The sequence below is a fragment of the Streptomyces sp. NPDC005151 genome, from assembly GCF_053599875.1.
The window spans coordinates 19,691-43,033 of record NZ_JBSFYR010000042.1; the positions used below are offsets into that span (position 1 = coordinate 19,691).

General features: G+C 70.7%; 15 protein-coding genes and 4 pseudogenes. 4 read left to right on the forward strand and 15 right to left on the reverse strand.

The features are described 5' to 3' along the window. Nucleotides 1-186: 186 nt before the first annotated feature. Nucleotides 187-453, forward strand: a pseudogene (locus ACWD6R_RS22405) (DUF6457 domain-containing protein); the annotation flags it as partial. A 165-nt stretch (nucleotides 454-618) separates the two neighbouring features. After that, nucleotides 619-1,203: an Rv1733c family protein gene (locus ACWD6R_RS22410; protein WP_451820308.1), complete on the forward strand. Its 585-nt coding sequence runs from the start codon at nucleotides 619-621 to the stop codon at nucleotides 1,201-1,203. Nucleotides 1,204-1,344: 141 nt separating this feature from the next. Here the strand turns inward: ACWD6R_RS22410 and ACWD6R_RS22415 are convergent. The 4 genes and pseudogenes from ACWD6R_RS22415 to ACWD6R_RS22430 all read right to left on the reverse strand — a co-directional run. Then, nucleotides 1,345-1,605 (reverse strand): annotated as a pseudogene (locus tag ACWD6R_RS22415) (Acg family FMN-binding oxidoreductase); the annotation flags it as partial. 44 nt (nucleotides 1,606-1,649) lie between these two features. After that, a complete protein-coding gene (locus tag ACWD6R_RS22420; RefSeq protein ID WP_451820309.1) occupies nucleotides 1,650-4,034 on the reverse strand; it encodes a phosphoketolase family protein in 2,385 nt (794 codons plus the stop codon). Between the two features lie 1,184 nt (nucleotides 4,035-5,218). After that, a pseudogene (locus tag ACWD6R_RS22425) lies at nucleotides 5,219-6,580 on the reverse strand (NF041680 family putative transposase); the annotation flags it as partial. Nucleotides 6,581-7,084: 504 nt separating this feature from the next. Next, the gene (locus tag ACWD6R_RS22430; RefSeq protein ID WP_451820310.1) at nucleotides 7,085-8,098 is read right to left on the reverse strand and encodes a LacI family DNA-binding transcriptional regulator; all 1,014 of its coding nucleotides are present in this window, start codon (nucleotides 8,096-8,098) and stop codon (nucleotides 7,085-7,087) included. Nucleotides 8,099-8,276: 178 nt separating this feature from the next. On the opposite strand from ACWD6R_RS22430, the gene ACWD6R_RS22435 reads away from it, so the two are divergent. After that, the gene (locus ACWD6R_RS22435; RefSeq protein ID WP_451820311.1) at nucleotides 8,277-9,821 is read left to right on the forward strand and encodes an FAD-dependent oxidoreductase; all 1,545 of its coding nucleotides are present in this window, start codon (nucleotides 8,277-8,279) and stop codon (nucleotides 9,819-9,821) included. Between the two features lie 121 nt (nucleotides 9,822-9,942). Here the strand turns inward: ACWD6R_RS22435 and ACWD6R_RS22440 are convergent, their stop codons facing one another. From ACWD6R_RS22440 to ACWD6R_RS22470, 7 genes are all read right to left on the reverse strand, one after another. Further along, nucleotides 9,943-10,473 carry a flavodoxin domain-containing protein gene (locus ACWD6R_RS22440; protein ID WP_451820312.1) on the reverse strand — a complete coding sequence of 177 codons (531 nt, stop codon included), beginning with the start codon at nucleotides 10,471-10,473 and terminating at the stop codon, nucleotides 9,943-9,945. 27 nt (nucleotides 10,474-10,500) lie between these two features. Further along, entirely contained in the window at nucleotides 10,501-11,223 is a 723-nt protein-coding gene (locus ACWD6R_RS22445; RefSeq protein ID WP_451820313.1) for a CBS domain-containing protein, read from the reverse strand. A 13-nt stretch (nucleotides 11,224-11,236) separates the two neighbouring features. Next, nucleotides 11,237-13,927 carry a bifunctional acetate--CoA ligase family protein/GNAT family N-acetyltransferase gene (locus ACWD6R_RS22450; RefSeq protein ID WP_451820314.1) on the reverse strand — a complete coding sequence of 897 codons (2,691 nt, stop codon included), beginning with the start codon at nucleotides 13,925-13,927 and terminating at the stop codon, nucleotides 11,237-11,239. Between the two features lie 272 nt (nucleotides 13,928-14,199). Further along, nucleotides 14,200-15,069 (reverse strand): universal stress protein, encoded by an 870-nt coding sequence (locus ACWD6R_RS22455; RefSeq protein WP_451820315.1) that lies wholly within the window; start codon nucleotides 15,067-15,069, stop codon nucleotides 14,200-14,202. A 5-nt stretch (nucleotides 15,070-15,074) separates the two neighbouring features. Continuing rightward, nucleotides 15,075-16,097, reverse strand: coding sequence for a zinc-dependent alcohol dehydrogenase (locus tag ACWD6R_RS22460; RefSeq protein WP_451820316.1), 1,023 nt, complete (start codon nucleotides 16,095-16,097; stop codon nucleotides 15,075-15,077). 29 nt (nucleotides 16,098-16,126) lie between these two features. Then, complete coding sequence (locus ACWD6R_RS22465) at nucleotides 16,127-17,032, reverse strand: universal stress protein (RefSeq protein WP_451820317.1); 906 nt, start codon at nucleotides 17,030-17,032, stop codon at nucleotides 16,127-16,129. Nucleotides 17,033-17,187: 155 nt separating this feature from the next. Then, nucleotides 17,188-17,808 carry a hypothetical protein gene (locus ACWD6R_RS22470; RefSeq protein ID WP_451820318.1) on the reverse strand — a complete coding sequence of 207 codons (621 nt, stop codon included), beginning with the start codon at nucleotides 17,806-17,808 and terminating at the stop codon, nucleotides 17,188-17,190. A gap of 165 nt (nucleotides 17,809-17,973) precedes the next feature. Here ACWD6R_RS22470 and ACWD6R_RS22475 point away from each other — a divergent pair. Further along, a pseudogene (locus ACWD6R_RS22475) lies at nucleotides 17,974-18,603 on the forward strand (STAS domain-containing protein); the annotation flags it as partial. A 13-nt stretch (nucleotides 18,604-18,616) separates the two neighbouring features. Here ACWD6R_RS22475 and ACWD6R_RS22480 read toward each other — a convergent pair. Genes ACWD6R_RS22480 through ACWD6R_RS22495 form a run of 4 tightly spaced genes read right to left on the reverse strand, consistent with a single transcriptional unit; the run spans nucleotide 18,617 to nucleotide 23,320 of the window. Continuing rightward, entirely contained in the window at nucleotides 18,617-19,540 is a 924-nt protein-coding gene (locus ACWD6R_RS22480) for a carbamate kinase (RefSeq protein ID WP_451820319.1), read from the reverse strand. A gap of 3 nt (nucleotides 19,541-19,543) precedes the next feature. Next, complete coding sequence (gene argF, locus ACWD6R_RS22485) at nucleotides 19,544-20,545, reverse strand: ornithine carbamoyltransferase (RefSeq protein ID WP_451820320.1); 1,002 nt, start codon at nucleotides 20,543-20,545, stop codon at nucleotides 19,544-19,546. A gap of 21 nt (nucleotides 20,546-20,566) precedes the next feature. Beyond that, the gene (locus ACWD6R_RS22490) at nucleotides 20,567-21,781 is read right to left on the reverse strand and encodes an arginine deiminase (RefSeq protein WP_451820321.1); all 1,215 of its coding nucleotides are present in this window, start codon (nucleotides 21,779-21,781) and stop codon (nucleotides 20,567-20,569) included. A 48-nt stretch (nucleotides 21,782-21,829) separates the two neighbouring features. Next, nucleotides 21,830-23,320 (reverse strand): APC family permease, encoded by a 1,491-nt coding sequence (locus ACWD6R_RS22495; protein ID WP_451820322.1) that lies wholly within the window; start codon nucleotides 23,318-23,320, stop codon nucleotides 21,830-21,832. Between the last annotated feature and the right edge of the window lie 23 nt (nucleotides 23,321-23,343).

Here is a 23,343-nt window from a genome sequence, read left to right on the forward strand (position 1 = left end):
CTGGTGATGCTCCTCACCGGGATCGTCGGCTAGTCCGAACTGGTTGCTGCTCGCCGCCTGGTACGGGGTCATGCTGCTCGTCCTCACCCGCTTCTGGCCGTACTGGAGCAGTCTGCTGTAACCGGCCCCCCTCCGCACAAGCCGCTCACAGGTCATACGGACGAAAGAACGACGATCATGAACGACGTACTGAAGGAATGGACGGCCGCAGTGCAGGCCGACCTGGGCATCGACCTCGAAGTCGACCGGACCCTCCTGCTCGCCCTCGCAGGCGATGCCGCGCACGGCGTCGCCCGGCCCGCCGCCCCGCTGACGACCTTCCTGGTCGGGTATGCGGCGGGGCGTGCGGGCGGCGGCCCTGACGCGGTGGCCGCCGCAGCCCGGCGCGCCGGAGAACTCGCCGCCCGGTGGGCCGGTGAAGCCGACCACGGCCCCGGCCCCGGGGCCGCATGACGAGCCACGCCACCGGTCACGCCCAGGACCCCACACCCGTTGGCTCCGCAATCAGGGCCGATCGGCCCTGCCACGACGGCCGAGTGGGCTCTGCGCCCGCAGATCGAAGATGCGTCACCGTAGCGAAATGGAGTTCACGCCGGTCGGACAGAGAGGGATGCACGCATGCTGAAACGGGACGGCAGAGTGTTGTGGTGGCGCTGGCGGCGCAACCAGCTCAAGCGCCGCTCGGACACCGCCGAAGCCTGGATCGGTGTGGCGGCGACGGCGATACTGCTGCTCGCCACGCCGGCTGTGGGCTTCGTGACGGCTGGTGTCGCCGAGCACTCGGCGCTCGACCGGGCCCTAGGACTGCACCGTGTCACCGCACACCTCATCGAGGACGCTCCCCCGGCGCTGTCACGGTTGTCCGGGGCGGTGACCGACAGCCGCGTGCGAGCGACCGTGAAGTGGACAACGCCCGGCGGCTCCCCCAGGTCCGACACCGCCTCAGTGGCAGCGGGCAGCAAGGCCGGCTCTCCCACCACGGTGTGGCTCGACAACGCCGGCCGTATCCAGCCCGCGCCGCCCACCCCCACCCAGGCCAAGTTGCAAGGCGCCACCCTCGGCGCGGCCGCGGCGGCGGGCACGGGCATGCTCGTGGTGGGCACCTGCTGGGCCGCCCGGCTACGCCTGGACAGGCGCCGCGGGATGCAGTGGGACCGTGCCTGGGCCGAGTTCGACGCACGCCGAGGCCACCGGCACGCGTGATACGGGTTTCGCTGACGAGGGTCGTTGAAGCCGCGCGGCGTCCGTGGCCTTCGTTCATCCCACACCGGAGCATCCCGGCTCCTCACCGAGCGGTCGCGGTCAGGAGGCCGGCATACCCGTGCGTCGGGACCTCGGATGGGCGGCGGCGAGCAGCAGCGGGTCCCGCGGCTCGGGCAGCAGCCGGACATCCGGGAGGAGTCCCGCATGCGCGGCGGCGACACGCAGGTTGAACAGGGCCGCCCCGCAGTCGATGTGCAGCGCCCGGTTGTCGGGATCGGACCGGGGCACGGCCCGTTCAGGGGCGGCGAGCAACAGCAGGAGACGTTCGCCGGTGAGGAATCGGCAGCGCCGTGGCTGCGGATTGCGCATGGACCGGGCCGCGGTGGCCTCGGCCACCAGCATGGTCGCCGCCTTCTCGCCGAGCTGCCGCAAACCATGCAATCCGGTCAGCCGTCCCAGGTCCAGTCGGCGACCTCGGGCAGGTCGGTGCCGTGCTCCCGGATCCAGTCGTGGTGGCGCAGCCGGGCGTCCTCCATCCGCTGGCGCACGACGGCGGCACGGACGGCGAGCCCCGGGACGCGGTCGATGACGTCCATGACCAGCCGGTAGCGGTCCAGGTCGTTGCGCACCACCATGTCGAACGGGGTGGTTGTGGTACCGATCTCCTTGTAGCCGCGCACGTGCAGGTTCCGGTGCCCGGTGCGCCGGTAGGCGAGCCGGTGGATCAGCCACGGGTAGCCGTGGTAGGCGAAAATCACCGGCTTGTCGGCGGTGAACAGGCCGTCGTACTCGAAGTCGCTCATCCCGTGCGGGTGTTCCTCGCTCGGCAGCAGGCGGGCGATGTCGACGACGTTCGCCACGCGCACCGCCAGCTCTGGCAGGTGCAGGCGCAGCAGTTGGGCGGCAGCCAGCACCTCCTGGGTCGGGACGTCGCCCGCGCAGGCGAGCACCACGTCCGGTTCACGGGTGCCGTCCTCGGTGCCGGCCCAGTCCCAGATGCCGGCGCCGCGCGCGCAGTGGACCTTGGCCTGGTCCATCGACAGCCAGTCGAAGCAGGGTTGCTTTCCGGCGACGATCACGTTCACGTAGTCGCGGCTGCGCAGCGCGTGGTCCGCGACGGACAGCAGGGTGTTGGCGTCCGGCGGCAGGTAGACCCGTACCGCCTCCGGGCTCTTGTTGAGGATGTGGTCGACGAAACCGGGGTCCTGGTGGGAGAAGCCGTTGTGGTCCTGCCGCCACACGTGCGAGGTGAGCAGGTAGTTGAGGGAGGCGATGGGGGCCCGCCAGGGCAGCCGTCGGGTGACGCGCAGCCATTTGATGTGCTGGTTGACCATCGAGTCGACGATGTGCACGAACGCCTCGTAGCAGGAGAACAGCCCGTGCCGGCCGGTCAGCAGGTAGCCCTCCAGCCAGCCCTGGCAGGTGTGTTCGGACAGGATCTCCATCACCCGGCCGTGCCGGTCCAGGTGTTCATCCACGGGCAGGGTCTCGGCCTGCCACGCCTTCCCGCTGGCCGCGTAGACGGCCTGGAGGCGGTTGGAGGCGGTCTCATCGGGGCCGACCAGGCGGAAGTCGCGCCGGTCGGCGGTGGATCGCATGACGTGTTCGAGCAGGTCGCCCAGGACGCGGGTGGGTTCGTGGAGGGTCGCGCCGGGCTTGTCGACTTCGACGGCGTACGTCTCAAGCGGCGGCAGGGGGAGTTCGCGCAGCAGCAGTCCGCCGTTGGCGTGCGGGGTGGCACCGAGCCTGCGGTCGCCTTCGGGAATGCAGGCCAGCACCTGGGGACGGGGGTGGCCGTGTTCGTCGAACAGTTCCTCCGGGCGGTAGGAACGCAGCCATGCCTCCAGCTGCCGCAGGTGGTCGGGGTTGTCGCGGACGGCAGCCAGCGGGACCTGGTGGGCGCGCCAGGTGCCTTCGACCGGCAGGCCGTCGACCTCGGCCGGGCCGGTCCAGCCCTTCGGGGTGCGCAGCACGATCACGGGCCAGCGGGGGCGCTCGGTGGCGCGGTCCTCGCGGGCGGCGCGCTGGATTGCGGCGATGCGGTGCAGCGCGCTGTCCATGGCGCCGGCCATGGAGCGGTGGACGGCGGCCGGGTCGTCGCCGGTGACGTGGATCGGGTCGTGGCCATACCCATTGAGGAGCGCGTCGAGTTCCGTTTCGGGGAGCCGGGCGAGCACCGTCGGGTTGGCGATCTTGTAGCCGTTGAGGTGGAGGATCGGCAGGACGGCGCCGTCGTGCACCGGGTCCAGGAACTTGTTGGAGTGCCACGAGGCGGCCAGCGGGCCGGTCTCCGCCTCGCCGTCGCCGACGACGCAGGCGACCAGCAGGTCGGGGTTGTCCAGGGCGGCGCCGTAGGCGTGCGACAGCGAGTAGCCCAGTTCGCCGCCCTCGTGGATGGATCCGGGTGTCTCGGGCGCTACGTGGCTGGGCACGCCGCCGGGGAACGAGAACTGCTTGAACAGTCGTCCCATGCCGGCCGCGTCCCGCGTGATGTCTGGGTAGGTCTCGGAGTACGAGCCCTCCAGCCAGGAGTTGGCGACCACGGCAGGCCCGCCGTGGCCCGGCCCCCAGATGCACAGGGCGTTCAGGTCGCGGGCCTTGATGACACGGTTGAGGTGGGTGTGCACCAGGTTCAGCCCGGGGGAGGTGCCCCAGTGGCCGAGCAGCCGCGGTTTGACGTGCTCGGGGCGCAGTGGCTCGGTCAGCAGGGGGTTGGCCATGAGGTAGATCTGGCCGACGGCCAGATAGTTCGCGGCGCGCCAGTGGGCGTCCAGCGTCCTCAGCTCTTCGTCGGAGAGCCGGGCGGGGGCCTGCTGCGTGTCGACGGACATGGGGAATCCCTTCTTCCACAACGAATGGTCCGGCGGGTCCGCAATGCCTTCCACCCTCCCCCACCCGACCGGCGCCCGCCAGAGGGCTCACCGCGACACGCCGGTTCACGGAAAAGGACCGCTCGCAAAGCTGAGAGAACTGAGGGCCTTTCGTCACGACACCGAGCCGGACGCGCGGCCGTCCTCCGGTCTTCATCGGATCCTGTGGCGGGCCGACGGCCGGCATTATTACACCAGGAAGCGCGCGGCCGCCGGGAGTGCTGTTCGACCCCACCGCGAGGGCCGCTCGCCGCGCGAGACGCCGCTGCCGTCCGCCACCGTGGATATGAAAGTTCGACCTCGGCCCGGTCAAGCATGTGGAGGAAGACCGGGCCCCACGTATGGGATGGCGAAGATGAGCCCCTTCCGGGACGCTGAAGGATCACCTGCCCGGTCTGCGCCGGGCGGCACCACGAGCACATCGATGGTCCCGCGCCACGGCCTCCAGCAGCGCGTCGTCGCCGGGGCGGTGTCGTCGGCCGGCACCCGGGCGCCCTCGCGCGACCAACTGTAGCCCTCGCGAGGGGTCCAGGTCGGCAAGGTCCATCAGGTCGGTGCGGGCCCCCGGTTCGTCGGCGGCGTTCCACTCGTACCAGAACTGTGGCAGCCGCCAGTTGTCACTGGAACCCGATCAAGGAGACCGGCGCAGTTCCCGGGCCACACGGGCCAGGTTCACCCCGTATCCGACGCCGAACGCGTGCGGCGTGAAGAAGACGTCGCCGTCTGGATCCCAGAACTCGCGGACGATCTTCTCTCGCTCACGACACCCGTGCGGCGCCGGGCCGGCCGTGTCCGGTGCGCGCCCATTCGGGCGGCGCCGATCGTGTCTGGGGTGGACCACGCAGAGCGCGCTGCGGACGCCCCTGATCCATCTCGCTGCCCAGGTCGACGAGGGATGCCTTCCAGCCTCGGAGCCGAGGCCGGAAATGACGAAAGATAGCAAGGAGGCTCACGCAGAATTGCGACCATGGTCCTCTGCTCCTGCATTCCATGTCGGCGGCGCATAAGCCCCGACCTCCGAGAAGTGCCCATGCCGCCGCCGGTGACGGAGGAACCCCCAGGGCACAAGTTCCTGCCACCGCTGGTATCGCGCGGCTCGTATGCCGTCAGTCCTCACACCGGCGTGTTCGTCCTCAGCTTGGCGTTTAACCTCGGCGGGCTTGGTGTTCCTTGATCGACTCGGCGCGTTTGACCGTCTTGCCGACGTCGTGGTGCCTGGCCCGTTGCTTGTTCTTCGAGCCGGGAGGCCGTCCGGGGCCTGGTCGGGACGGTTTCGGTGCGGCCGCCGGACGGGCCGTGGTCGCACGGACGTTGCGAAGCCCCCGCCGCACCCGGGCGGGGGTGAGGCGGCGGGGCCCGGCCGGTCTCTCCCAGGGGCGGCGAAGGTCCTCGGCGAGGGGACGGGCCAGGCGGAGCTGGGTGTGGGCGGCAACGATGAGCCAGGTCCACAGGTCGGCGGTGTCCGCGTGACGGACCTTCGGGGCCGTCCAGCCGAGGGTCTGTTTCATGAGCCGGAAGGTGTGCTCAAGATCGAACCTGCGGAGGAAGGACTGCCACCAGCGCTCCACGTCCGCCGGTGTGGCGGCGATGGCCGAGCACCAGAGCCAGACCGGCTTCGGGTCGCGATCGCCTGGCAGGCGCTCAACCTGGAGGGGGATCAACGTGCCGTGCAGGATGGGCAGTTCCTCGTCCGCGTGGTCCAGCCAGGGGCCGCGGTGGGTGAGCCGGGGGTGCATCCGGTCCCAGGCCATCGCCTCGGCCTTGCCGTAGCGGGTGGTGTCCGTGACCGTGGTGACCTCGGGTTCGTGCCAGCTGTCGGGCTTGGCGAAGGTCAGGACGCCGCCGTGCCGGCGCGGCCGTCCGCCCTTCGGCCCGGAGCGGGCGGGGCCGGGGTCGCGGAGCATGACGCGGTCCGAGCGCAGGCACCCGACCAGGACGACGGGCAGGTCCGCCAGGGCGTGGGAGAGGTAGGCGACGTCGTAGCCGGAGTCCATGACGATCCAGATCTCCGGATCACCCGCCTGCCACTGCTGGGCCTGGATCAACCGCTCGACGACATCGCGTAGTTGGGCAGCGGTGACGGCGGTCGCGTCGTCCGCCGGCCCGAGGCGCACGGCGTCCAGCAACGCGACCCACGAGGTCCGGCCGGTCTCCAGGGCGGCAACGAACGAGTACGGCCAGCCCGGCACGAACTGATCCGTCTTACGCTCACCACGCCCGTAGACGTGGCAGAACAGCCGGTCGCCGCTGGTCGGGGCATCAGGACGGAGCCAGTTGCTCACATCCACGGCCAGTACGATGCGCCCGTCGGCCGCCCTCGGCAGCGGCAGGCCGGCCAGCGCGCGGCGCAACCGTGCCGGCTCCAGCCAGCCACGGTCCAGGGCCGCGTACAGCTCGCCGTGCCCCCGCCGGTGCTCGACCGCCAAGGAGAGCTCGACCAGGGTTTTCACCGGCCCGTCCGCGCACAGCGCCGCGTCGGTCAACTCGAAGAGCGTATCCGCGCGGGAAGCCGACTTCCGCCACGAAGGCCACGCAACAGAGAGCGGCGAATCCGAGGACGGCCGTGGTCGCCCTGTCCCCTGTCTACCAGTGCCGTCTTCCGCTGTCCACGCGGACCGTCACCTATCTCGCCGACCTGCTGCGGCGCCATCTGAAGGCGATACGCTCCCGCTGGCGGGCCTTGCCGCCGGGCCGGATCGCGGTGATCGTCCTGGCCGTGCTCCGGCACGACCAGCGCCTGGCGCATCCTGACCAAGCTCCGCACCGATCCCGCCCGTGCCACCCACCTCCTGTGCGGCCTGGTCGTCCTGACGAACTCGAAGTGAACCGCTGACAGACGATCTACACCGCAGACAGCCGCCTACGACCAGCACGAGCATCCCGACAGACCGTCACACCAGTACCTTGACCTGCGACTTCAAGTTGGCGGTCTCTCCGTGAAGGACTGCTCTGATCCAGGCGCCGCCATCCACGAAGGGTCATTCGGGCCGGGCAAGGCATGGGACGGTCTGCTACCGGCGGTGGCCCAGAGGATGGGGTGGGCGGGTGGAGTCCCGTATGCGCAGCACCGCCGGTACGAGGCCGGGTGGTCGGGGCGTGCCGCGTCGGATGTGGCTCACCAGGGCGTCCACTGCCAGGCGTGCACTCGTGCGGGGGCCCAGGGAGATTGTGGTGACAGCAGAGCCTGCGGTCGCATCCCCCGGCTCCTCTCCGGTGGACGCCACGAGCAGATCCTCGGGCACACGCAGTCCGAGCGTGCGGGCCGCCGCCAGTGTGGTGCGCCCGCAGAAGCTGTACAACCCGTAGACGGCGTCCGGACGCTTGCGCGGCGGACGTCGCAGCAGCGCCTCGGCAGCCGCCAAGCCCTCGCGTGGATCGTCGGCGGGCGCGATGAGGGGTGGCTGCCTGTGCCAGGCGCACCATTGAAGGTAGGCGGCTTCCGACTGCAGGGTGTGGGCGTCTGTGCGCGTACCACTCAGCAGGGAGATGCGCCGTGCGCCCGCGTGGCTGAGGTGGTCGAGGATGCTTCGTGTGGTGGCGGCATGGTCGTTGTCCACCCAGTAATGAGTGCGGCCGGCCCGGTTGGGACGGCCGTCGAATGCCAACGGGAGCCCTGACTCGGCGAGTGCGTCGGCGACTGGATCATGGCGGGGTGAGTCCAGGAGCAATACGCCGTCGGCCTCCAGATGCCGCCATCCCGCATTGTCCGCCAGTGCCGGCACGAGGGTCAGCCCGAAACCGTGCGCATGGGCTGCCGCGGTCGCGGCGGCGATCGCCTGGGCGTAGTACGGGATGGCGGCGTAGTTCCAGATCCGGTCGGGGTGAGTGGTCGCTCCGAGGGCCAGCATGCGGGATTTGCCGCGCTGGACGGCCGAGGAGGGCGGGTAGTTCATGGACGCGGCCACGAACCGGACCCACGCACGGGTCCGGTCGGTCATCTTGCCGGTCCCGTTGAGGGCGTTGGAAACGGTGGCGGGGGACACCTCGGCCGCCCGCGCCACATCGACAAGTCGTACGCGTGTCATGCCCCGAGGATAGGAACCGGCTGGTGGTACGTCAGCCGGTTCAGGTAACGATCTGCGAAATTCGTGTCCAGGCGCGAGCGGGGCGCCGGATTTCGTCGAATCGACACCGTTGTGGTGAACATTTTCACCGCCGAGGATATGGGCCACCCAAGCCTTCCTCTCTTCCCAGGAGTCACTCATGCCTACTGGCGGCACCCCATGGATGCGGACCGTGCGTGCCCTGCGCGCCGATGCTCAGGCGACGGCGACCCTCGCCCCGGCCAACTCCCCGACCCGCCGCGGCGTGCTGCGCGGCGCGCTTGCCGCGGGCGGCGCCTTGGCCGCCACTTCGGTGCTTCCGGCGACCGCCGAGGCAATGGGACGCCAGACTCCACATGATCCGCGGATTGTGGTGGTCGGCGCCGGCCTGGCGGGGCTGACCTGTGCCTACCGGCTCGCTCAACAGGGAGTTCGGGTCCAGCTGTTCGAGGCGCGGGACGGGCGGGTAGGCGGCCGGTGCTGGACGGCCCGCGGCTTTGCAAGCAGCCAAGTTGCCGAGCACGGAGGCGAGTTCATCGACACTCGGCACGTGCACATCCGCAGGCTCGCCGCCGAACTCGACCTTGCCCTGGACGACCGCGAGGCTGGAGCACAGGAGGGCGACGGGGCGCTGTACCTGCAGGGCGCAGTGCGGGCCGAGCAGGACGTCTACCGTGACATGCCCGTGGTGCAGCGACGGATCGAGGCCGACGCCAAGCGGATCGGGAGTTATGTCGCCGGCCAAGCCGGGCGTGCGGCTCGGGCGTTCGATGAGATGTCCATGCGCGATTGGTTGGACGCCAATGTGCCCGGCGGCTCGTCGTCCCTGCTCGCCTCCGCGATCGGCAGCGGTGCTGCGGGCTACTGGGGCAGCGATCCCGAGGACCTCAGCGCCATCAACCTCATCGAGCAGTACGTCGCCCCCTATTCCGGCGCCGACGAGCGTTACCACACCCGGGGCGGCAACGACCTCATCCCGAACCGGGTCGCAACCCGACTGCCCAAGGGCACCGTGCGCTTCGACACGCCGCTGCTGGCCGTCCGACGTCGCGGCACGACGTACGAGCTGAAGTTCGGCGGCATCCCCAAGGCCGTCGTGGCAGATCGTGTGGTGTTCGCCCTGCCGTTCACCGCACTGCGTCGCACGGACCTGACTGCCTCTGGACTGAGTGCTCGCAAGCGGGATGCGATCGAACATCACGGCATGGGCACCAACGCCAAGCTGCTGCTTCAGTTCCGTGACCGGTTCGCCCGGCACGGCTGGAGTGGCTCCTTCCAATGCGACGTGCCGCAGCGAGGAAGTTGGGACAGCTCCAGCACCCAGAGCGGCCGGGAGGGACTTCTGACCATCTTCAACGGCGGCCACTCCGGAGCCAGTTACCCCGTGGCGCGTCCTCACGGAACCGCGCCGACGCAGGTGGTCAGGGAGTCGCTGGAGTTCATCGACCGCCTGATTCCTGGCATGGCAGCCGCGTACAACGGGCGTTCCTGGCTGGACTCATGGGTCGACGACCCCTGGACGCACGGCTCGTACGCCTCCTTTGCCCCGGGGCAGTACACCAAGTACTGGGGCTACTCCGGCATCGCGGAGGGCGCCCTCCACTTCGCTGGCGAGCACACGAGCACCCACAGCCAGGGCTTCCTCAACGGCGGTGTCGAAAGTGGGGAGCGCGTGGCCCAGGAAGTGCTGGCCGCACTGCACTAGCGGTAGCCGCCCGGTCGCGGCTACGGCGGGGCCAAGGAGGCGCGAGCCAGGTGCCCGCCCGGCGCGATCAAGGGCCGTGGGCGTCAACGGAAACCTTGACCGGTCGGGTGGCCCGGGGGAATCACGCCTCGGGCCACCCGACCGTATTGAGCCGTACCGGGACTTGTGGAGTCCCTTGGTGTGCCGCAGGTTCCGCGCAGTCGGGACACACCGCAGACCTACGAGAACCGTGGCAGCTCACCCGGTGGCTCCCCGCAACCTGTCCCTTCGCCCCCTCTTCGCGGCAGCCGCCGAAGGTGACGTGCTCCTTGACGCCCAGCCGTGCCATGGCCTGTTCCACACCCGGCACGGGCGGGATGGTCCGCTCGACAGCCGAGGCGTCGAGCGGACCGCTGCTGAAGAACCACACCGGGCACTCGGCCAGCGAGCGGCGGTGGCGGCGAACGAAGCGGCGGGCGTCCTTGTGCCAGGGGCCGGCGTACAACGCACCGCCGACCACCACGGCGTCGTACGACGCCACGCTCGCCACCAACCCCGCCGGCAGCGCCTCGACCGTCAGCCCGTCGTGACGCAGCGCGGCGGCCACGGCCTCGGCGATCTGTGCCGTCGATCCGTTCGTCGTTCCGCAGGCGACCAGGACCTTGCCGGTCATGGCGCTCCCCTTCCTCTTACGCGCCTGTCACAGCCTGCGCAGCCAGTCGTCGGCCACGCCGTGCAGGGCCTGCTCGGCGGGCTGGACGCGGCTGTCGTCCAGGCGGTAGGTGAGGTTGTCGACCACTCCGACGACGCCGCTGATTTGGCGGGTCATGGAGAGGGCGATCTCCGTCCGTTCCGTGTGGCCGGTGAGCGTGACGACGCCTTCGGTCACGGAGACGTCGACGCTTCGGGGCGCCAGCCACAGGGCGCGGACCAGCACCTCCTCGATCACCTCCTGGCGGATCTCCGTGTCGGGCCGCAGGAAGACCCGGAGCAGGTCCCGTCGCGTGACGATGCCGACGAGTCGGTCCTCGTCATCCACGACGGGCAGCCGCTCGATGCACCTGTGGGCCATGGTCCGGGCGGCCTCGACGACGGTGTCCTCGGCGTGCACGGTGACGGGTGGTTCGGTCATCAGCTGACCGGCGGTGCGAGCCGTCGCCTTCACGGCCTGCCGCCTGGCGCTTCGCGTCAGTGCCGCGAACCGGAAACGGTGCTTCGGCTCGTACGGGTCGGGTGTCTCCGCTTGACGGGCCATCAAGTCGGTCTCGGAGATGACGCCGATGACCTTCTCGTCCTCGTCGACCACCGGCAGTCCGCTGATGTCGTGGTCGGCGAGCAGCCGTGCCACTTCCTTGAACGGGGTGTCGTACGCGGCGCGGACGACGTCAGTGGTCATCACGGGGCCGACCTTGTCGTGCTTCATCACTGGTTCCTCCTCAGCGGAGTCGGCGCAGATAGGGGTCCTGGGGCCGGCGGGGCACCAGGCGTACCCGTGCGTCGAGCGCGGAGACCCCTTCCGCTGTCGCGAGCACGGGGTTGAAGTCGACCTCGGCGAGCTGCGGCAGGTCGGCCGCCATGCGGGACAGGCACAGGAGCAGCTGCTCCAGGCCTTCGAGATCGGCCGGCCCGCTGCCGTGGGCGCCGAACAGCAGCGGGGCGCTGCGCGGGGCGGTGATCAGGTCGTGTACGTCGTTGTCGGTGAGCGGGGCCAGTCGGCCGACGTGGTCGCCGAGGACCTCGGTGGCGGTGCCGCCGAGCCCGAACAGTACGAGTGGGCCGAAGACCTCGTCCTGGACGACGCCCGCGAACAGTTCGGTGCCACGTGCCGCGAGCGGCTGGACGACCACGCCGGTGAGCAGCCCATCGAACCGGGTCTCGAAGTCCCGGAAGGCGGCGCGCACTTGGAAGTCTCCCTGGAGGTCGAGGTGAACGGCACGTTGCTCGCTTTTGTGGAGCAGCCCCGGCCAGTGGGCCTTCATGACCACCCTGCCGTCCGGGCCGCGCAGCCGCTCGGCGGCGATGACGGCCTCGTCCTCGGTCTCCGCCCACGCCCACGGGAGCTGTGGGATGCGGTAGCAGGCCAGGAGGTCGGCGCAGGTGCGCGGGTCGAGCCAGCCGCCGTCCGGGTGCGCGGCCAGGAAGGTCTCGGTGACCTCCTGGGCAAGGGCCGTGTCGATGCCGTCGAGGTCCGGGACGGTGCCCGCGGGCCGGGCGAGCCAGGACGCGCGGCGGGCGCCATGGGCCAGCGCCCGTGCCGCTGCCTGGGGTTCGGCGTACGAGGGGATGGTGCCGCCGGCGGCGGCACGCAGCAGCTTGACGGGCAGGTCCTGTTCGAGGCGTACCGCGGCAACCGTCTTGGCCCGGGGTCCGGGGGCGTCGGTGAGGGCCCGGATCAGGTCGTCACCGGTCGCCGCGGCGACCGCGGTGGGGACGAGGGCCACGAGGACTGTGTCGATGCCGGGGTAGTTCATCAGCCGGTCTACGGAGTCCGCGAGCTGTTCTTCCGTGACGGCGGCGGTGGCGTCGACGGGGTTGCCGACTGCCGCTCCCTCGGGGAGCACGGCGAGCAGGTCGTCGATCACGTCGGGTGTGAGCGGTGGCAGGGCGAGTCCCGCCTCCGCGCAGGCGTCGGCCGCCAGGACCCCGGCGCCGCCCGCGTTGGTGACGATCGCGACGCGGGTGCCGGTCGGGAGCGGCTGGGAGTGCATCAGGGCTGCGGTTTCGAGGAGTTCGCCGACCGAGCGGGTGGCGGTGATGCCGGCCTGGGTGAACAGGGCCTGCCGGGTCATGGTGCGGGTGGCGGCCGCCGCGGTGTGCGAGGCGGCGGGTCGGCGGCCCGCGTCGGTGCGGCCGGCGTCCACGGTCAGGACAGGCATGTGGCGGGTCACGCGACGGGCGGTGCGGGAGAAGGCGCGCGGGCTGCCGAAGGACTCCAGGTGCAGCAGGGCGAGGTCGGTGCGGCCGTCGCTCTCCCACCACTGGAGCATGTCGTTGCCGCTGACATCGTACTTGTCGCCGAGGGACGCGAAGGAAGAGACACCGATGCCCAGCCGGGACAGCCCGTCGAGCAGGGCGATGCCCACCCCGCCGGAGTGCACGGCGACCCCGGCAGTGCCGGGCCGCGGATGGCGGGCAGCGAACGTGGCGTCCAGACGCAGCGCGGGGTCGGTGTTGGAAACACCGAGGCAGTTGGGGCCGACGAGCCGCATCCCGTAGGTGCGGCACGTGGCCAGCAGCGCCTGTCCCTGCTCCGCGTCGAGGCCGGCGGTGACGACGAGCAGCGCCCGGACGCCGGCCTTGCCGCACTCCTCGGCGGTGGCCGAAACAGCGGCGGCGGGCACGGCCACGACCACCAGGTCGGGGGTCTTGGGCAGGGCACTGACGGACGGATAGGACGGCACGCCGAGGATGTGGCTGACGCTCGGGTTCACCGCGAAAATGCGGCGCGTGTATCCGCCCGCCTTCAGGTGGTGCAGGATCGCCCGACCGACCGAGCCGGGTTTGCGTCCAGCTCCGACGACGGCAACGACCTCCGGGCGCAGCAGCGGCTCGAGGCTGGCCACATCGGCGCCCCGGCCCCTGGTCTCCACCGCGGACAGGTAGTCGTCGTCCTCGTCGAGCCGGATGGTGCAACGCACCTCGGGGCCCTCGAAGTGGCGGGCCGTGCGCAGGCCGAGGTCGGCGAAGAGCTGGAGAACCTCGCGGTTCTCGCTGAGCGCGTCGGCAGTGAAGGTGGTGATGCCGTCGGCCCGGGCGGCGGAAACCAGATGCTCGACGAGCAGGGTGCCCACCCCGCGGTGGTGCAGCCCGTCGCAGACGGCGATGGAGATCTCTGCCCCGTCCTCCCCCGCCGTGTCGTACTCGGCGAGGCCGATCACCCGGCCCTGTGTCTCCGCCAGCAGGGACCGGTAGCCGGAGTGTGCGGGAGCGCAGGCCCGGTCGGCGGCCAGCGCGGCGGAGCGCCGGCTGACGGAGAAGAACCGCAGTCGAAGGTTCTCCGGTGACATCTCCTCGTAGAGTCCCTGCAGTTGGTCGTGGTCGGCCGGGGTCACGGGGCGAATGCAGACGGTGGTGCCGTCCGCGAGCAGGGCGTGGACCGGGGGGCGGTTGAGCACGTCGTGCGGCATCAGGGATCTCCTCCTAGGCTCTCGATGGTCCGAGCATCCAGCGGATCGGAGGGCGGCTGTATGGGCTGTCCGGGGACGAGCCCTGGGCCGGTCAGCCCTAAGTTCATCGAGGGCTGTTCGCATGGGCGAGACAGCTGGGAACGGTGGACGGGGTTCGCTCGGCAGGGGAGACCCCATCCGAGGCCATTCCGGCGCCTTGGAATCGCACGCACCATGCCGCGTCCGCTCTCCGATCGAAGGTCACCCGACAGGCTCTAAGCCGGTCACGGCCCTCACGCCCGCTGCGGTACGACGGCAACCGGGCAGGCCGAGTGGTGCAGGACCGCGTGGGCGACGCCGCCGAGCTGGAGACCGTAGTGGCCCTCGCGGCGCCGGGCTCCCACGACGAGCAGGTCGGCGTCGGCCGAGGCGTCGAGCAGTACCCGGCGGGCGTGGCCCTCGACGGTGCGCCGGTGGACGTCGGCGTCGGCCGGGACGTCCTGCAGGGCCGCTTCCAGCTCCTCCACGGCCCGTTCCTTGTGCAGCCGGGCGGGTTCGCCGGCCATCAGGGGGTGGTCGGTGGTCTCGTGCGCGGGGCAGCGCCAGGCTCGTACGGCCTCCAGCGGCACGCCACGGCGTTGCGCCTCCTCCACGGCGAAGCGCACCGCCGCTGCGTCCGCCGGCTTCTCACCGACGCCCAGGACAATGCGGCGCGCCCCGGGGCGGACCCGGTTGTCGTGACTGCCGCGCAGCACGATCACCGGGCAGTGCGCGTGGCCGGCCACCGTGACACTGACCGACCCGAGAAGCGCCTCGGCCAAACTGCTGCGGCCACGCGAGCCCAGGACCATCGCGGAGGCGGTACGGCTCTCCCGCACCAGCGCGTACTCCGGTTCCTCGGGCAGTACGTCGGTGGTGACCTTCACGTCGGGCCGGCGGCTGTGCGCACGGCGCGCGGCGGTCGCGACGATGTCTTCCGCTGTCACCTGTTCCTCGGGCTTGCCGAGGTCCTGCGCGAGGGAGGTGCCCTCGTACCGCTCCCACAGCGAGGCGTACACCAGCCGTAGTGACGCCCCGCGCAGGGCGGCCTCGTCGACCGCCCAGTCGACGGCCTGCATGCTGGGCTCCGAGCCGTCGACACCGACGACGATCGGGAGGTCCATTGTCCTCACCGTCCCGCGCCGAGGTCGAAGACGACCCGGGCCTTGATCTCGCCGCGCAGCACCGCGTCGATCGACTCGTTCACGGAGGCGAGCGGACGGGTCTCGTAGATGACCTTCGTACGGCCGGCCGCGTGGAGTTGGAAGACCTCGGCGAGGTCCTGTCGCGTGCCGACGATGGAGCCGATCACCGAGGTGCCGTTCAGGACAGTGTCGAAGATGGGGACCTGGATGATGCCGTGTGCGGGCAGGGCCACCATGACGAGCTTTCCGCCGCGCCGCAGACCGGAGTTGACGGCCTCGAACGCGGTCGGGTTCACTGCGAGGGCGATCGCCGCGTGGGCACCGCCGTGCCTCTTCAGCTCCTTACCGACGTCCTGCTTGCGGGCGTCAATGACGATGTCGGCGCCGAGCTCGGTGGCGAGCTGGAGCTTGTCGTCGGTGACGTCGATCGCGGCGACCGTAGCTCCGGCGATCTTGGCGTACTGCAGGGCGAGGTGACCCAGGCCGCCGACGCCGGAGATCGCGACCAGCTGCGCGGGCTTGACGTCGGCGACCTTCAGGGCCTTGTAGGTGGTGGCGCCGGCGCAGGTCAGCGGGGCGGCCTCGAAGGCGGTGACGCCCTCGGGCACGGGCTGGGCGAAGTCGCCCCAGGCCAGCATCTTCTCGGCGTATCCGCCGTCGCAGCCGTACCCGGTGTTGATCTGCTGCTCGCACAACGTCTCCCAGCCGGACAGGCAGTGCTCGCACCGCCCGCACGCCCGGCCCAGCCACGGCACGGCAACCCGCTGACCGACGCTCAGATGCGTGACGCCCTCACCGAGCTTCTCGACGAGGCCGACGCCCTCGTGGCCCGGGACGAAAGGCGGGGTGGGCTTGACGGGCCAGTCACCGTGCGCGGCATGGATGTCGGTGTGGCACAGCCCGGAGGCCTCGACGCGGACGCGGACCTGGCCGGGACCGGGCTCGGGGTCGGGGCGCTCCTCGATGACCAGGGGCTCGCCGAAGGCTCGTACGACTGCTGCCTTCATGGTCTCTTCTCTCTTTCTGCAGTGGCGCGTCAGTCGTGTGCGACGACGGCGACGGGGGCGGTGGCGTGGTGCAGGACGGCGTGGGTGACGGTGCCGATGTGGGCGCCTACGGAAGAGCGGCGCATGCGCCGGCCGACGACGACCAGGGAGGCCTCCTGGGAGGCGTCGATCAGGAGGTTGGACGGGCTGCCGTAGCGGGACTCCGCGACGACCTCGACGTCGGGGAACTTCTGCCGCCAGGGGCGCAGTTCCTCGGTCAGGACGGTGGAGTCGATCTCCGCCAGCTCCCGCTGGACCGCGGCCTCCAGGGCCATGCCGTAGGCGTAGTAGGGCGGCGGGTTCCAGCCGTGCACGACGCGCAGCGGCACGTTCCGGCGCGTGGCGGCGTCGAAGGCGAACCCGATCAGCGTCTCGTCGGGGCTGCTGACGTCCAGTCCGAGGACGACGGGACGGAAGGGGGCGTCGGTGGACGGGATGCCGGCCTCGTCCATCTCGTGCTCGTCGGTGGCCTGCTCTCCGGCGCGGACCAGGACGACTGGCCGCTCGGTGGACGCCACGACCGCGCGGCCGACCGAGCCGACCAGGAAGCCGCGGAGCCCGCCCAGGCCGCGCGAGCCGAGGACGAGCAGTTCGGCGTCCTGCGCCGCGCGGGCCAGGGCCTCGGCGGGCCGTCCGGTGACGTGTTCGGTGGTCACCTCGACGCCGGGGTGGCGCAGCCGCAGCCCTTCGGCGGCCTCGCGCGGCACCCTCTCGGTCCAGTGCTGGTGGGTCTCGGCGCCCAGCAGCGGGGCCTGGTCCATGGGCTCCGGTACCGGTTCCCAGACCTGGACGAGCCTCACGGGTAGTCCGCGCAGCTTCGCCTCGCGGGCAGCCCATTCGGCGGCAGCCCGGCTCTCGGGCGAGCCGTCGAGACCTACGGTGATGGTGCGGGGCATGATCTCCACCTCTCTGAATCGGGGACCCGAAGGGACCCGATTCCAGCGTCGTGTTCAGGGGGTCTTTCGGGGCAGGGGCCACTGGTCCTTCAGCGGGACCGATGGACCCTGGCGCGACGGGTCCCAGGGCGAGGGGCTGTCGCGCCGTGAGGTTTTCAGCGCAGCCAGGTGTGGTCGCGGACGATCGGGAGCCGCGCCCACAGCCGGCCCAGGCCCCAGGTGGCACCCGCGCCCGCGGTCGCCACGGCGATCAGCGCCACCGCGTAGATGACGTGGTAGTCGGCGAAGGGATTTGTCGACATGCTCGGCGACCCGTCCGACAGGTGCTTGGCCGGCGGCCACTCGGCGATCCACATGAACGCCATCATCGCCGTGCCCGCCACCGCCGCCGGCCGCAACGCCACACCGGCTATGACGGCCACGCCGATGCCGAGCAGGCCCAGCATGAACAGCCAGTCCGCCCAGGCGGCACCGGCCCACGAGTGGAACGTCGACTCCATCGGCCCGGCGGCAACGGAACCGAGGAAGCCCCTCGTCGGCGACCCGCCGTCGATCCAGCCCTTGCCGGACGCGGTCGCGTAGCCTAAGCCGAAAGTCTTGTCCAGGAACGCCCACAGGAAGACGAAACCGGTGAGCAGACGCAGGGACGCCAGGGCGCAGGCCCCCACGGAGTGGGTGTCGGTGCGTGCCGACACGGCGATCGCGGAGCCGGTGCGGTTCCTGCGGAAGGACGGGTGGAAGCCCGGGCTCCGGTGAGGGTGCTCGTGCACGGCCATGGCGGTGATCCCTTCGGGGATGTCTGGTCGTTGTCCTGACGCTCCTCACTCTTGTCGCTGACGCCACACGCCGCCGGAGGCCGAAGGTCTGCGGCCGTTGGGCTGAAGGTCCCTTTCTACGGGGCCTGTTGGGGCGAACGCGTTGCGCACGGTACGCGTGGGACCCTGGGCGTGCTCGTCGTCCACGCCGCCGTGCGGATGATCGACCTCGCGGGCTTCCGCCGCCTGGCGTCCTTCCGCCGCCGCGAACTGCTGCTCGCGCTCGGCTGCCTGGCCGGGGTGCTCGCCCTGGACATCCTGTACGGCGTGATCGTGGTCGTGGGCCTGTCGGTGGCCGAGTTGCTGACCCGGGTGGCGCGACCGCACGACGCGGTGGAGGGGCTGGTGCCCGGGGTGGCGGGCATGCACGACGTGGACGACTACCCGCAGGCCCGTACGATCCCCGGTCTGCTGGTCCACCGCTACGACTCGCCGCTGTTCTTCGCCAACGCGGAGGACTTCCGGAGCCGTGCGCTGGCCGCGGTCGCCCAACAGACCGATCCCGTCCACTGGTTCGTCCTCAACACCGAGGCGAACGTGGAGGTCGACCTCACCGCCCTCGACGCGGTCCACGAACTGCGCCGCGAACTGAGCGGCCGCGGCATCGTGTTCGCCCTCGCCCGGGTCAAGCAGGACCTGCCGGACGGCCTGGAGGAGTACGGTCTCGCGGGCTCGGTCGGGACGGATCTCATCTTCCCGACGCTGCCGACGGCGGTTGCCGCCTACCGTCGGCTGCTCGAGGCCCGGCCCGGCTGACTCCGGTCGCAGGTCAGCCGCCCGTGGGGTTCGGACGGATCAGCGTGCCCGACCTGCCGTGAATGATCTCGTACGCCGCGTCCAGAGCACCGATCGCGGCCAGGCCTCCGGTGCGCTCGACGAACCGGGCCGCCGCCTCGGCCTTGGGCCCCATGGAGCCGTCGGGGAAGCCGCCGCGTCGCAGGTCGTCGGGTGTCGCGTCGAGAACGGGCCGCTGGTCGGGTGTCCCGTAGCCCTCGTACACGTTGGGTACGTCGGTCAGGATGAGCAGGAAGTCCGCCTTCAGGTCCTCGGCGAGCAGGGCCGCGGTGAGGTCCTTGTCGATGACGGCTTCCACCCCGGTCAGTGCTCCGGTGTCGCGGTCGGCGGTGACGGGGACGCCCCCGCCGCCGGCGCAGACCACGAGCGTGCCGCTGCCCAGCAGGTCGTGGATCGTGTCGGTTTCCACGATGTGTTCGGGCACTGGGGAGGGCACGACCCGGCGCCAGCCGCCCGTGTCCTGTGCGATGTGCCAGCCGCGCTTACGGGCGAGGGACTTCGCCACGTCCCGGTCGTAGAGCTGGCCGACGAACTTCGTGGGCCGTTCGAAGGCGGGGTCGTCGGTCCGCACGACGGTGTGGGTGACAAGGGTGGCGATCCGGCGCCCGGGCAGGACATCGTGCAAGGTGCAGGCCAGCAGAGAGCCGATCATGCCCTGGGTCTGCGCGCCGAGCAGATGCAGCGGGTAGGGGGCGCTGAGCGCGGGGTCGGCCGCGCTCTCCATGGCGAGCAGGCCGATCTGCGGGCCGTTGCCGTGAGTGATGACGAGCTCGTGTTCGTGGGCGAGGGCGGCCAGGGCGGTGGCGACCCGGTCGATGTTGTTCTGCTGGACCTCCGCGTCGGGGCGTTCGCCGCGGTGCAGCAGGGCGTTGCCGCCGAGGGCGACGACGATGCGCATGGTTCAGTCCTCCAGGGTGGCGACGAGCACGGCCTTGATGGTGTGCAGCCGGTTCTCCGCCTGGTCGAAGACGATCGAGGCGGGCGAGGTGAAGACGTCGTCGGTGACTTCCAGCCCGTCCAGGCCGTAGGAGTCGAAGAGGTCTTGGCCCAGGTGGGTGCTGCGGTCGTGCAGGGACGGCAGGCAGTGCATGAACTTCACGTCCGGGTTGCCGGTGAGGGCGAGCGTCTTGTCGTTGACTTGGTACGGGAGCAGCAGTTCGATCCGTTCGCGCCAGGTGTCGGCGGGCTCGCCCATGGAGACCCAGACGTCGGTGTGCAGGAAGTCGGCGCCGCGTACGGCGGTCTCGACGTCTTCGGTGAGCGTGATGCGGGCTCCGCTGCGCTCGGCGAGGGCCCGGCAGGAGGACACCAGGGCGGGGTCGGGCCAGAGCGCGGCGGGGGCGGCGATGCGTACGTCCATGCCGAGCAGGGCTCCCATCGACAGCAGGGAGTTGCCCATGTTGTTGCGGGCGTCGCCCAGGTAGCAGTAGACGATGTCCTGAAGCGGCTTGGCGCTGTGCTCGTGCATGGTGAGGACGTCGCACAGACTCTGGGTGGGGTGCACGGTGTCGGTCAGGCCGTTGTAGACGGGCACGCCGGAGTGGGTGGCGAGTTGGGTGACGAGGGACTGGGCGGAGCCCCGGTACTCGATGGCGTCGAACATCCGGCCGAGGACGCGGGCGGTGTCGGCGATGGATTCCTTCTGGCCGATGTGAGTGTCGCGGGGGCCGAGGTAGGTGGTGGCGGCGCCCTGGTCGGCGGCAGCGACCTCGAAGGCGCAACGGGTACGGGTGGAGGTCTTCTCGAAGATCAAGGCGAGGTGCCGACCGGTCAGCCGGGGCCGTTCGGTGCCGGCGCGCTTGGCTGCCTTCAACTCGGCGGCGAGGTCGAGGAGGTGGTGGATCTCGGTGGGGGTGAAGTCGAGTTCGCTCAGGTAGGAGCGGCCTCGCAGGTCGACGGTCATGGTGTTGTTCTCCTTGCTGGGTCAGGCGGCCGGGTCGCGTTCGATGGGGCAGCTCATGCAGCGAGGGCCGCCGCGGCCGCGGCCGAGTTCGGCGCCGGCGATGGTGACGATCTCGATGCCCTGCTTGCGCAGGTAGGTATTGGTGGTGACGTTGCGCTCGTAGCCGACGACGACGCCGGGGGCGAGGGCGAGGAAGTTGCTGCCGTCGTCCCACTGCTCGCGCTCGGCGCCCCGGATGTCCTGCGGTGCGGACAACATGCGGACCTTGTCCAGGTCGAGGGCCTCGGCAAGGGCGGTCGCCAGGTCGGAGTTCGCCGCGACGTCGAAGCCGGTCTCCCGGGTATCGCTGGGACGCAGGGTCCACGAGCGCAGGGAGTCGGCCAGGCCCGGGTAGATGGTGAAGGCGTCGCGGTCGACCATGGTCAGCACCGTGTCCAGGTGCATGTAGGCGCGGGCGGCAGGAAGCTGGACGGCGATCAGGCGGTTCGCGGTGCCGGTGGCGAAGAGCCGGCGGGCGAGGTTCTCCACGGCCTGGGCGGTAGTGCGCTCCCCCATGCCGACCATGACGGCACCGTTGCCGAGGACGTGCACGTCGCCGCCCTCCAGGGTGCCCACCTCTCCGGCGAGGAGCGGTTCGGTCGCGGCTGAGGCGAACATCGGGTGGAAGCGGTAGATGACCTCGGCATGCAGGCTCTCGCGCCGCCGGGCGGTCTTGGCCATCGGGTTGACCGACAACCGGTCGTACATCCAGCAGGAGTTGTCGCGCGGGAAGAGGTGGTTGGGCAGCGGTGCGAGCGCGAAGTCGTCCGCGTCGAACGCGTTCCAGACCAGGCTGTGCGGGGTGGCGAGCGGCAGGTCGCTCTTGAGGAGCCCGCCGATGAGGTATCCGGCGAGGGTCTCCCCATCGAGTCCGGCGCACAGCTCGCGCACCGGGTCGAGCAGGGCCGGGCCGACAGTGGCCGCAGTGACCACCCGGTCGAGCAGCCAGTCGCGGGCGTCGGGGATGTCAAGGGTCTGGGCCAGCAGGTCGGCGAAGTAGTGCACGCGGGCGCCGTGATCGCGCAGCACCTGGGCGAAGGCGTCGTGTTCCTCGCGGGCGCGCTTGGCCCACAGGATGTCGTCGAAGAGCAGGGCGTCGACGTTGCGCGGGGTGAGGCGGGAGAGTTCAAGGCCGGGGCGGTGCAGGATCACCTGGCGCAGGCGGCCGACTTCGGAGTCGACGTGGAACGTGTTCATGGTGGGCTTCCTCAGTGGTGGGGTGTGGTCAGTCGTGGTGGGGTGTGGTCAGTCGTGGTGGCGGAGGATGTTCCGCTGCCGGAGCCCGTCGGTGGGGCCGGGGCGCGGTCCGCGGGAGGGCCGCTGGGCCGGTGCCGACGTCTCGGGTGCCCGCTGCTCGTCCTCGGCCCGGGGGCCGGGGATCACCGCTTCGGTGCCGCCGTACACGCCCTGGCCCCGCTTCAGCCACACGTAGACCGGCAGGCCGAGCAGCAGCACGAACAGCCCGTAGTAGACGGTCTGGTAGCCGCTTCCCTGGATCGACCAGTACGAGAAGGCGAGTGCCAGCGCGACGACGGTGACGTCCCGGGCCAGCCGCCGCGGAGTGAGGCTCTCGCGCCCGCGCACCAGCAGCCAGTACAGCTGGGCGGCGGCGGAGAACAGGTACGGGATCACGGCGGTGAGCACGCTCAGCAGCACGATCTTGGTGAAGACGTCCTCGAAGCGCGTGTAGCTGAACACGGTGATCAGCGAGGCCAGCACGGTCGAGGCGACGATACCGAAGACAGGGACGTCGTTCTCGCCGCGCAGCCTGGCGAACGCGCGGGGGAAGAGTCCGTCGCGGGCTGCGGCGTACGGCATCTCGGCGCACAGCATGGTCCAGCCGTTGAGAGCGCCGATGCCGGAAATGATCGCGGCGACAGCCACGATGTCACCGGCCCAGGTGCCACCGAAGATGTTGTTCGCGGCGTCGGTGAACGGCGCGGTCGAGTCAACCAACGTGCCGTGCGAGACGGTGCCGAAGACCGCGAGGGTACCCAGAATGTAGATCACGGCGCAGATGAGCGTGCCGTACACGGTGGCACGCGGCACGTTCCGCCCGGGCTCCCTCACTCGGCCGGCGACCACCGAGGCGGCCTCCAGACCGAGGTAGCTGAACAGCGCGATGGCGGCCGCGGCCGAGATCGCACCCAGCGCCGACTGCCCGCTGGCGTTGAAGGCGCCGAAGTTGTGGGAGTCGATGAACAACAGTCCGACGGTGGCCATGAAGATCAGCGGAACGAACTTCACCACGGTCGTGATCATCTGGAACGCGCCCATGTTCCGGACACCGGTGAGGTTGATCGCGGCGGGAATCCAGAGCCCGATCAGCGCGATCAGCACCGAGCCCCCGGTCCTGTGCCCGGTGTTGACGAACACCTCGACGTAGCCGACCCACGCCACCACGATCGCTGCGTTACCGGCCCACGCGGTGATCCAGTAGGACCAGGCGTTGAGGAACCCGGCGAACTCGCCGAAGGCCTCGCGGGCGTAGACGTAAGGCCCGCCGCTCGCGGGAACACGCTTCGACAACGCCCCGAAGGTCAGGGCCAGCGCGAGCGCGCCGAGGGTCACGACGACGAACGCGACGAGGGAGATCGGCCCGTACGGGGCGAGGGCGGAGGGGAGGGCAAAGACTCCTGTGCCGATGATGCTGCCGATCACGAGCGCGGAGGCGGCGGGAAGGCCGAGCGCCGCTGTGGGCGCCCTCCCCTTTCCGTCTCCTGTGGTTCGGGGCATGGTCGTACTCCTTACGCAGGTCG